We start from the raw sequence: 9,656 nt of genomic DNA, 5'->3' as shown, positions 1-9,656 counted from the left end.
TATGTAGAGGTCACCGGGATAGTTCCCCTGCAGGTGGTCAAGGACAGTCTTGCCCAGGTAATTCCCGAGAGGTACCACAACCTCCTGCCCCAGAATGCACAGGCCCTGGAGGCCGGGGCAGGGGGGATTGGATGATTGGGGGATTGAGGTATTGGGGGATTTAGGCAGGATGATATGGAGTGATTTCTGGAGGCTGTCGGACAGGTCGGACAGGTCAGACAAGTCAGACAGGTCAGACAGGTCAGACCAGTCAGACTGGTCCGACAAGTCCGACGGGTCAGACAGGTCAGACCAGTCAGACAGGTCCGACAAGTTCGACGGGTCAGTCAGCCTCTCGGTACTCCTCATATCTCCCCGGTGATTTTTCGTTGCAGCAGATCCTCTGCCCATCCGGGATCGAAGCCCTGGCCGGTCCAGGTCTTGAACTGCTTCAGGGCCTGGTGCACGAACATGCTCAGCCCTGATACCGTATGGGCTCCATGCGCCCTGGCCTGCTGCAGAAGCCTTGTCTGCAGGGGGTTGTACACCAGGTCATAGACTATCTTGAAGGGGAAGATGCTGCTTTCCCAGGGGGAGTGGTCCTGCATATCCCCGGCGGTACCCAGAGGGGTGGTGTTTACCATCAGGTCCGCCTTGAGACGGTAGCGTTCCTCCCAGGGGATGCTTTTTACGTTGAATTCCCCGGCCATTGCCAGGGCTTTTTTCCCGCTGCGGTTGGTCAGGTATATGTTTGATATGCCCATGCGCTTCAGGCCGTAGAGTACAGCCCGCGAGGCTCCTCCTGCTCCCAGGATCAGAGCTGAATCCAGCTGCAGGTCTTCTATGGGGGCCATAAAACCCCTGCAGTCGGTGTTGGTCCCGCAAAGGCTTTTTCTGTGCCAGTACAGGGTATTTACAGCACCCATGTCGGATGCTTCCGGGCTTATATAGTCCAGGTACTCCATGACATCCTCCTTGTAGGGGATGGTGACGCTGGCCCCGGACAGGGGCAGAATGCGCACCGCTCGTATAAAGTCACCCAGATTTTCCGGTTCAATCTCCCATTTGAGATACACCCGCTTCATGCCTGCGGCCTGAAAGGCACAGTTGTGCAGATAGGGGCTCAGGGAATGTCCCAGTGTCCGTCCCAGTACGCCGTAAGCCTGATACATTCAGCTTCTCCTGTTGTGTTTTTTATCTCCAGGACAGCATTCTTCCCAGGATCAGTGCGCCGGCCTGGGCCACGTTCAGGGAATCCATGCCGCCCGCCATGGGAATATGGATTTTACCGGGGCACCTTTTAAGGACATTTGGCCGGATGCCCTTTTCCTCCCCGCCCAATACCAGAACTGCCGGAAAGACAAAAGTCTGCTCCAGAACGCTTTGTCCCTGGTCCATGGTTGCGGCATAGATATTAAATCCAGCCTGGTCTATATGATCCAGGGAGCGGGCCAGGTTGGTAACCTGGGCAACCCCGATCCTGTTCAGGGCTCCTGCCGAGGCCTTCATGGCCCCGGGCCCCAGGGGTGCGCTTCTGTCACGGGGAATAATGATGCCCGCCCCGCCCAGGGCGGCCAGGGTGCGGGCCAGGGTGCCCAGGTTGCCCGGGTCCTGGACCTGGTCTAAGAGCAGCAGCACCGGAAAAACGGCCCGGGTGGTGTTATTTAGAAGCAGATCCAGGTCCACAAGGGTCTGCATCCGCAGTCTGGCGGCAATCCCCTGTCTTGCTGCACCCATTTGCTGCAGTTCCTGGTCCGGGACCAGCTTGAAGCGCACATGCAGCTGTCTGCACCTGGAGATAATGGCATCCAGACCTTTAGGAACCGGTTTTTTTACGAAGACAAGATCAACCTGTTCCGGGTTATTTTCCAGGGCCTCCATGACGGGTTTTTTGCCCGGTACGAGGTTCTTATACATAAGAATGTGGTTAACTGTTTTGTATGGCTGTGTAAATCAAAAAAGCTCAAATATACCTATTGCCAAACTTCACGGAATATAATAACCGAATCATGTTTGTCTGCAAAAGTGCAGCCTCCTGCAGCGAACCTGGAAGAGGGTTAATACACAAACGTATCTTGTGCATAAAATTGAATTAATGAGTATCTGTTCAGCGCTTTGTTATGTAACACGGGGACTGGCTCTTCCGGGACCCACTTGTCCCAGAAAATGAGTCATTTTGAGCATAGAGTATCTGTTTAGCGCTTTGCATGTGGCATGGGGACTGGCTCTTCCGGGACCCGCTTGTCCCAAAAAATGATAAATTTTAAGCACAAAATAGTGCTCATGTGGGTCCCGGATTGCCTGTCCCCTGCTTTCCTTAAAAGCGCTAAACAGATACAGCATAAAATAGTGCTCATGTGGGTCCCAGAGTGCCTGTCCCCTGCTTTTTCTTAAAAGCGCTGAACAGATACAATTAATGTAACAGTTCAGCCCTTTCCAGTGTGGACTGGGGGCAGACACACCCTGCTTTCATACCCACAAGTCAAACTGTTACATAACCCTTTGTTTTTATGCAACTTGTTGTTCATTAACTGTATATTGTGAGGAGATCTTGTCATGCCCTTACGTCTGCTATGGATTCTGCCGACCATCTTTTTGCTTATATCCTGCGTGTCTACACCCAGAGAGGACTCAAAATCTCTTGAACCCAGGACCATTGACCAGGCCCGGGTGCTTTCGCATCCAGGCCTTGATAAACATGATGAGCGCATTTCCAGTGAGGCAGAAGCAGCCGAGAGCATGTTCAGGGACGAAATGGAGGCGTTAACTCCGGAAGAAAAGGCTGAGCTGGAAAAAGAACCTCTGACTGAGGCAGAGAAAGAGGCCCTGGAAACTGAGATTGAATTCGATTTCGTGCTGGATGCCAGAGAAACCCAGGCCATGGAGAATTACTTCAAGCTCTTCACCCACAGGCATAGAAACACTTTCCAGACCTGGCTCAAGCGCTCGGAGATGTTTCTGCCCTACATAAAGGAAGTCTTCACGGAAAGGGGCCTTCCAGAGGATTTAATCTACCTGCCTTTCGCCGAAAGCGGGTTTAACGCCAGGGCCTATTCCAGGGCCGGGGCAGCTGGAGTATGGCAGTTCATGCCCGCTACCGGAAGGCTGTACGGGCTCAGGGTGGACTGGTGGATGGACGAGCGCAGGAACCCTTTCCTTTCCACTCATGCTGCTGCAGATTACCTGGAAAAGCTTTACGGCGATTTCGGCTGCTGGTACCTGGCCCTGGCAGCCTATAATGCCGGAGAGGGTCGGGTAGGACGGGCCATGCAGACCAGTGGCCACGAGAATTATTTTGATCTCATCACCGGGCCTTACCTGGCCAGGGAAACCAGGAATTATGTCCCCAAGTTTCTGGCTATTCTCAAAATACTGCGTAATTTGGAAGAGCTGGGTTTCGATCCAATAGACTGGGACAGTGCCCCGGTCTATAAAGAATTCGAGATCCCGGCGGGAACAGACCTGGTTGCTCTTTCCAGGGCATCAGGGCTGGATTTTGATAAATTCAAGGAATATAATCCCGCTTTTAGAAGAGAGGTCAGCCCTTCGGATTCCTCAGTCAAAGCCATGCTGCCGGAAACGAAGACCCTGGCCGCAGTGGAATTTCTCAATAGCCCCGAAGCCAGGCAATATGCTGGTTATCACAGGTATCAGGTAAGAAGCGGAGACTCATGGTGGCGGATCTCCAACCAATTCGGAATCCCGGTGTCGGTTTTGAAGCAGACCAATAACACCAGGTCCAATCTGCTGAGGCCGGGTCAATACGTTATTATACCAGCCAGCGGTTCCACCCATGCAGGTGCCTCTACTCAGGATTACGCCCAGCGCAGGGGTAATTACACAGTACAGGGTGGTGATACCCTGTGGGATATTTCCCGCAGGTTTAACGTTGAAATACAGACCCTTATTGCGGCCAATGGACTGAGCAGCAATACCATCCGCCCCGGGCAGAAGCTTTATATTCCAGGGCATACTCAGTCCAGCGGAGATGAAGGTGCCAGGGTGCAGACCACCTACCGTGTAGAGAAAGGTGATACCTTATGGGATATTTCCCGCAGATTCAACGTTGGTATGAATGCGTTAAGAAGCGCCAACAACTTAAGCGGCAACACCATCCGTCCGGGTCAACAACTGACCATTCCCGGCAGTGGAGGCAGCACAGCCACTTATGAAGTCCGCAGAGGCGACACCCTGTCGGGAATTGCCAGCAGGTTCGGGGTAAGTACCCGTGATCTGCAGAGCTGGAACAACATATCCAGGGGTCAGGTCATCAGGCCCGGGGACAGGATAGAAGTCAGGGTGGACTGAGCAGGCAAACGTTTAAGTTGTCGAAAAGCGAACCAAAAAAAATGGCGGATTAAGACCGCCATTTTTTTGGGTCAAGTTCCGGAATTAGATATGCTCACGGAATCTGGTCTCAAATGCTCAAGCGGATGCCGGAATACGCCAGTCACCTTGTGCCATAAATAAGATGCGACCGAAAAAAAGTCCTTTATGACACGCGACAGTCAACTGAATCCAGTCTTCAAATATTGCCTGCCTCAATCTTGAGCGTTCAGCGTGGTGCTTGTATACTGTGACAGGTTATGAGGAGTAAGTCACTGACTTACAGTCATTGCAGGATTAAAGCCAGTCCAGCCAGTCCCTCCAAGAACCTTCATCAGTGGCCCTCTTATGCCTGGAAGCATGTTCCTGGTGTTTGAAATAACTGGTTTTGGCCCTTTCTCTGGCATACTCCACTATTTTCGGAAGGTCCTCAAAGTTTTGTTCCACATACCGGTAACGTTCATAGGCTGACCCGTAGCGCTTGGTGCGCCAGTAAAAATCGGCAATATACAGTTCGTGTTCGGCCATTTTTATGCGGCATTGCTTCTTGTAGTAGCGTGAATATTCGGCATACTCGGTTTCGGGGTAGACCTGGACTACGCGCCTGAAGTATTCCAGGGCCTGCTGCATGTTTCTCTGGGGACGGTCTATGGAGGTGAACTTGTTGTAATATGCCAGGCCTGTCCTGAAGAGTACATAAGGGATCATCTCATGGCGCGGATTCATCTCGGCGAATTCGGTAAACACGGTAATGGCCGCAACATAGTTGCCGGATTTCATATATGCATCTCCCAAGGCAATTTCCGCCCTGGGGGTATGAGGGCTGAAAGGGAAACGGTCCCTCAAGTCTGAAAAGTGTTCTATAGCTTTTTTATAGCGCTCCTGCTCCATGGCGTCCACACCGGCCTGAGCCAGTTCCTGGGGGGTGTCTTCCAGGGGGTCGGGGCCTCTCTGAAACCAGGCGCAACCACTTTGTGCAGCCAGGGCGAACATTAGAATTATTGATAAAATCAGGTTTTTAATCTTCATGCAGTTTGATCTCTAAGGGGGATTGCGAGTATATATCTGGGTCATCCTGTTTGTTCCAGGTAAATCTGGGTATTATGCGCGGCCGTGGCCCCCTCTCCTACAGCAGTGCTTATCTGGCGGCACAGTTTGGAACGTATATCACCGGCTGCGAAAAGACCTGGAAGACTTGTCCGCATCTCAGTGTCGGTCTTTATAAATCCCTGACGGTCAGTCTCCACCAGGGGCGGAAGGGCGGGTGCCGCCGGGACCAGTCCAATGAAAACAAAGGCCCCCTGGACCTCGAGGTCGGATTCGTTGCCTGTCTGCACGTTTTCAAGCTTGAGGCCCTCCAGGTCCTTTTCCCCTGAAAATTCCCTGACCACGGTATTGTAAAGAATCTCAATCTTGGGATTGTTTAGTACCTTGTCCTGGTAAATTTTGGACCCTCTGAATGCATCTCTGCGATGTATGAGGTATACTTTTTTGACCAGCTTGGTGAGGTATAGAGACTCCTCCAGTGCGGTGTCGCCGCCCCCGATGCAGGCTACTTCCTGGTCTTTGAAGAAGTTGCCGTCGCACAGGGCGCAGTAGGAAACGCCTCTGCCGTTGAACTTGCTTTCTCCGGGTACGTCGAGTTTTTTCCAGTCTGCTCCGGTGGTTACTATTGCACTGTCGGCCATGATGGTTTGTTCTGAAAGCTTGATTTCAAATCTGTTGTCCAAAGACCGGATTTCCTCAACCTCGTCACCAAGCTTGTCATACTCAAAGCCTTCAAGGTGGGCTGTAAAAAGGTCAACGAGCTCATATCCTTTAATTCCATCAGGAAACCCGGGATAGTTGTCTATCTTTTCAGTCAGGAGCACCTGTCCGCCGGGAGAGAGCTTTTCAACCCAGGCCATCTGGATTCCGGCCCTTAAAAGGTAGAGGGCTGCTGTTATACCGGCAGGCCCCCCACCTATGACCACGCTTTCATATGTTTTCATACAACTATATGGCCTTGTCTATCATCTGTTTCAAATTGGACTTGGAAACTGCGCCGGTGACCTGCTCCATGACGTCACCGCCTTTGTACAGGATCAGGGTGGGGATAGCGCGGATGCCGTATTTGCCTGGAGTGCTGGGATTTTCGTCCACGTTCATCTTAAGTACCTTGAGGCGTCCGGTGTATTCCTGGGACAATTCCTCCACCACAGGGCCGATAGCTCTGCAGGGACCACACCACGGGGCCCAGAAATCAACCAGAACAGGGAGTTCGCATTTCAGGACTTCTTCTTCAAAGTTGTTGTCAGTTACTGGGTTTGGCATCTTCGTCTCCTTATTTATGCTGGTAGTTTTTGATAGCTTTATATTATCTGTTTCGGATATTAAGAGAAGTTTGAAAAGGCTGTCAACCATAATTGTTTGCAAAAGCAGGAGATGAAAAATCAGTTGACACAGGATAATCAATGGTTTTGAAAAGAAAAAAGAGTTCAGTCAAGCATTGCTAATGATTTCAGGGCATTAACCATGAATCCTGCCACAAAAAACTATAACTCCAGCAAGGACATGGGTTGAGCGCCTGGCAGTGGACTGTTCCGCATTTGTATAAAAAAATATCTCACACTACAGCGACACTTTATTTGAACTCGAGAGGGACTGGCTCTTTTGCCGCCCAGAGCCCAGACATTTTACGGTTTGAGTTCGGCAAAAGTGCCTGTCCCCGGCGGCCAAGGCAAAAATTAACACAAAGTGTCGCTGCAGTGCTTATTTTTTGGGACAAGTGGGTCCCGGAAGAGCCAGTCCCCATGCCACATGCAAAGCGCTGAACAGATACAAAAAAAGACTGCTGCCCACAGCTAAACGGATAGCTTAAGGAAAGTTCTGGGTAATTTGTATGCTGAAAGAGAATTCATATATATACTGAGCCGCAGGTTTCAGGAGTCAGAAGCAGGTGCGGGTCGGTTGCCATGCCGCATGTCCGACCCTGAGGATGAAAATATTGACAAGGCAACTGTTGCTGCACAGAATACATTATGAAACACTCAAAATTCCGCAGTCAATTTATAGAATATCGCCGGTAATTGCCGGATCATCAGCGCCTGGACAGCAGTTCCTTAAGGCGGTGATCTCTTTCTACATCCGGCTTCGGTCCGTACCTCTGGGCATGGTAAATACTTTGCAGCTTACTTGCAATGTCAGGGTGGTTTTTTTCCCACCAGTCCCATACCTGTTGTTCAGACCCCGGTTTCTGAAGGTTATGATATCCCGGGGTCTTACTGGCCAGCCTTTTCCAGGCCTTTTTTCTGAGTTTATCGTCATATTGCCTGGCCCTCTCTGAAAGCCGAATTATCAGGAAGAATGCAGCGAGCGCCGGGACTGCAGCAGCCAGGAGCAGTATATGGGTGGCCGGCGTTTTCCAGGATTCCGGTATACTGGGGGCGCTGACCCCGGACCAGTTGTCCTGGATGCCGGCTCTCAAGGATCTCCACATATGGACCTGCCTGGCCAGGGTCAGGTCGATGATGGCGTTGGTCCACTGCCACCTGAGCCAGTCCACCATTCTAAGCCCCGGTGTCATGAGTTGTTCCGGGGTTGCGCCGGTCTGGGATGCGGCTGTTTCACCCCAGGCCTCTTCCAGGGCGGCTTCCCCCAGCATCCGTGTGGGGTCCAGAAGCACCCACCCCCGGCCTTCAAACCAGGCCTCCACCCAGGCATGGGCCATGCTGTCGCGCACCACCCAGTATTCTCCCACGGGATTTAATTCCCCGCCTGAAAACCCCACCACCACTCTGGCCGGGATGTTGTTAAGCCGCATGAGGATTGCAGCGGCTGACGCATAAAGCTCGCAATAACCGGTCCTGGTATGCAGCAGAAAATCCTTGAGGCTCTGGCCCTGCTCGAATCCCCGGGGTGCGGACAGGCTGTACTCAAATTCCTGGGTCCCGAAGTAAAACATGATCTTCTGGGCTGTCTTCCAGGAATCCTGACCCTGGTGCGAAAAATACCCTGCCAGGTCAAGTATCTTCTGGTCCAGATCGCGGGGTACGTCCAGTGCCGCCCTGGATTCCCGGGGGGTCAGGTGCCTGGAATCACTTTGCCTGGACAGGACCCGGTACCTCATGGCCGTTTCAACAGTGTCGTCCATTTTTATTGAACCGTCCCGGTTGTAGTAGACCGGGGATGCATCCAGGATCCTTTCGGGAAAGTACAGTCCGAAAAGATGTTCTGTAGTGCCGGGATTCAAAGTGATGGACTGTCTGATGAGGCCGTGGTCATGGGAGGAGGCCGTCACCGGCCGGATCTGGAAGTCATGCGGGGTGCCGGGCTGCCAGTTTTCCCCGTCTGTTTCCCACAAAACAGCCCCGCGCCAGTAAAGGCGCGCAGGGTGCACGTTCCCCTCTATGCGGGCCCTGAAGGCGATACGGTTGGAGGTCACAATTTCCCCTACGCTTCCAGGGCTCATCTGGGAACTGAAGCCTGTGCGGTGGGTTTGAATACCGGCACCCAGATTCAGCATGGGGTTTATGTTTCTGGGGAAGGCGAAGAAGACCAGCAGGCCCATTAGAATAGTAAGAACAGTAAGGAAAAGGGCAAAAAGGACCAGCCTGGATGCAAAGCCCCAGCCTGGAGCTGCCGGGGCTGACTTCTGGGGGGTGTGGTCCAGAACGTGCTGCCACAGAATCAGGACCAGGCCCAGGAAGAAAAACATCAGGATCAGGACTCCAAAACCCAGGTCAAACCGCACCAGGGACGCCACTGCAAGACCCAGCACCCCCAGGCCGCAGAACTGAAAGGCATCGCGCTGTCTTCTCAATTCCATAAGCTTTATGCCCAGCATGAGAACCAGAGCCTGGGCCAAGACATGCTGCCAGCCCTGGGGCCAGTGAACGGCAACGGCCAGGCAAACCAGCAGAAGGACAGTGGCGAGCCTGAACCTGTATGAGAAAACCTCTTGTCGGCCCTGGTAAAAGGCAATACAGCTCGAAATGCAGGATACAATCCAGAACATTGCCACCCAGGGAGACAGGATGGTGTTCAAGGAGAGCACCACGCAGGAACCGGCGCTGATCCCAAGCAGGGGGGACAGGAGTCTCAGCCTTGACCTGGCAGGATTTGGCTGCATGTTATCCAGCCTCCGGGACGGGCAGTGGCGGCTCCAGGGCCAGGGTATTGTCGGGAATATAAAATTTCGGCATGGTAGCCAGGGGATGGGGGGCTCATCAGGCCCTTGCCCCGGGTCAAAAAGCCCCTTGACTGTTCTCTTTGATAAACCGGGATCACTTGTCATTCCAATGGTGCCGGCCAGTGGTGCCGGGGGAGGGATTCGAACCCTCATGGAGTCACCCCCGCGGGATTTTGAGTCC

Annotated in this window: 7 protein-coding genes; 1 reads left to right on the top strand and 6 read right to left on the bottom strand. The window is 52.7% G+C overall.

The annotated features are described in order from the left end of the window. Positions 1-344 precede the first annotated feature (344 nt). Positions 345-1,151 (bottom strand): shikimate dehydrogenase, encoded by an 807-nt coding sequence (gene aroE, locus QZP87_RS10395; RefSeq protein WP_291322855.1) that lies wholly within the window; start codon positions 1,149-1,151, stop codon positions 345-347. Positions 1,152-1,173: 22 nt separating this feature from the next. Beyond that, positions 1,174-1,896 carry a 23S rRNA (guanosine(2251)-2'-O)-methyltransferase RlmB gene (gene rlmB / locus QZP87_RS10390; protein WP_291322854.1) on the bottom strand — a complete coding sequence of 241 codons (723 nt, stop codon included), beginning with the start codon at positions 1,894-1,896 and terminating at the stop codon, positions 1,174-1,176. Positions 1,897-2,535: 639 nt separating this feature from the next. On the opposite strand from rlmB, the gene QZP87_RS10385 reads away from it, so the two are divergent. Next, positions 2,536-4,287 (top strand): LysM peptidoglycan-binding domain-containing protein, encoded by a 1,752-nt coding sequence (locus QZP87_RS10385; RefSeq protein WP_291322853.1) that lies wholly within the window; start codon positions 2,536-2,538, stop codon positions 4,285-4,287. A 315-nt stretch (positions 4,288-4,602) separates the two neighbouring features. On the opposite strand, the gene bamD is transcribed toward QZP87_RS10385, so the two are convergent. The 4 genes from bamD to QZP87_RS10365 all read right to left on the bottom strand — a co-directional run bounded on the left by bamD (position 4,603) and on the right by QZP87_RS10365 (position 9,415). Continuing rightward, positions 4,603-5,334: an outer membrane protein assembly factor BamD gene (bamD, locus tag QZP87_RS10380; protein ID WP_291322852.1), complete on the bottom strand. Its 732-nt coding sequence runs from the start codon at positions 5,332-5,334 to the stop codon at positions 4,603-4,605. Between the two features lie 41 nt (positions 5,335-5,375). Next, positions 5,376-6,296, bottom strand: coding sequence for a thioredoxin-disulfide reductase (gene trxB, locus QZP87_RS10375; RefSeq protein WP_291322851.1), 921 nt, complete (start codon positions 6,294-6,296; stop codon positions 5,376-5,378). A 4-nt stretch (positions 6,297-6,300) separates the two neighbouring features. After that, on the bottom strand, positions 6,301-6,618 hold the full coding sequence (gene trxA / locus QZP87_RS10370) for a thioredoxin (RefSeq protein ID WP_291322850.1): 318 nt from the start codon (positions 6,616-6,618) through the stop codon (positions 6,301-6,303). A 766-nt stretch (positions 6,619-7,384) separates the two neighbouring features. After that, a complete protein-coding gene (locus QZP87_RS10365; protein ID WP_291322849.1) occupies positions 7,385-9,415 on the bottom strand; it encodes a DUF3488 and transglutaminase-like domain-containing protein in 2,031 nt (676 codons plus the stop codon). Between the last annotated feature and the right edge of the window lie 241 nt (positions 9,416-9,656).

It is taken from the genome of Desulfonatronospira sp. (assembly GCA_003563255.1).
Lineage (GTDB): Bacteria > Desulfobacterota > Desulfovibrionia > Desulfovibrionales > Desulfonatronovibrionaceae > Desulfonatronospira.
The sequence above is the reverse complement of the archived record's forward strand: the minus strand, read 5'-3'. Positions and strand labels throughout refer to the sequence as shown.

Bases quoted from the DNA above. Each gene is read 5' to 3' on its own strand.
- rlmB (WP_291322854.1), bottom strand. From the start codon at position 1,896: ATGTATAAGAACCTCGTACCGGGCAAAAAACCCGTCATGGAGGCCCTG.
- trxB (WP_291322851.1), bottom strand. From the start codon at position 6,296: ATGAAAACATATGAAAGCGTGGTCATAGGTGGGGGGCCTGCCGGTATA.
- aroE (WP_291322855.1), bottom strand. From the start codon at position 1,151: ATGTATCAGGCTTACGGCGTACTGGGACGGACACTGGGACATTCCCTG.
- bamD (WP_291322852.1), bottom strand. From the start codon at position 5,334: ATGAAGATTAAAAACCTGATTTTATCAATAATTCTAATGTTCGCCCTG.
- QZP87_RS10385 (WP_291322853.1), top strand. From the start codon at position 2,536: ATGCCCTTACGTCTGCTATGGATTCTGCCGACCATCTTTTTGCTTATA.
- QZP87_RS10365 (WP_291322849.1), bottom strand. From the start codon at position 9,415: ATGCAGCCAAATCCTGCCAGGTCAAGGCTGAGACTCCTGTCCCCCCTG.
- trxA (WP_291322850.1), bottom strand. From the start codon at position 6,618: ATGCCAAACCCAGTAACTGACAACAACTTTGAAGAAGAAGTCCTGAAA.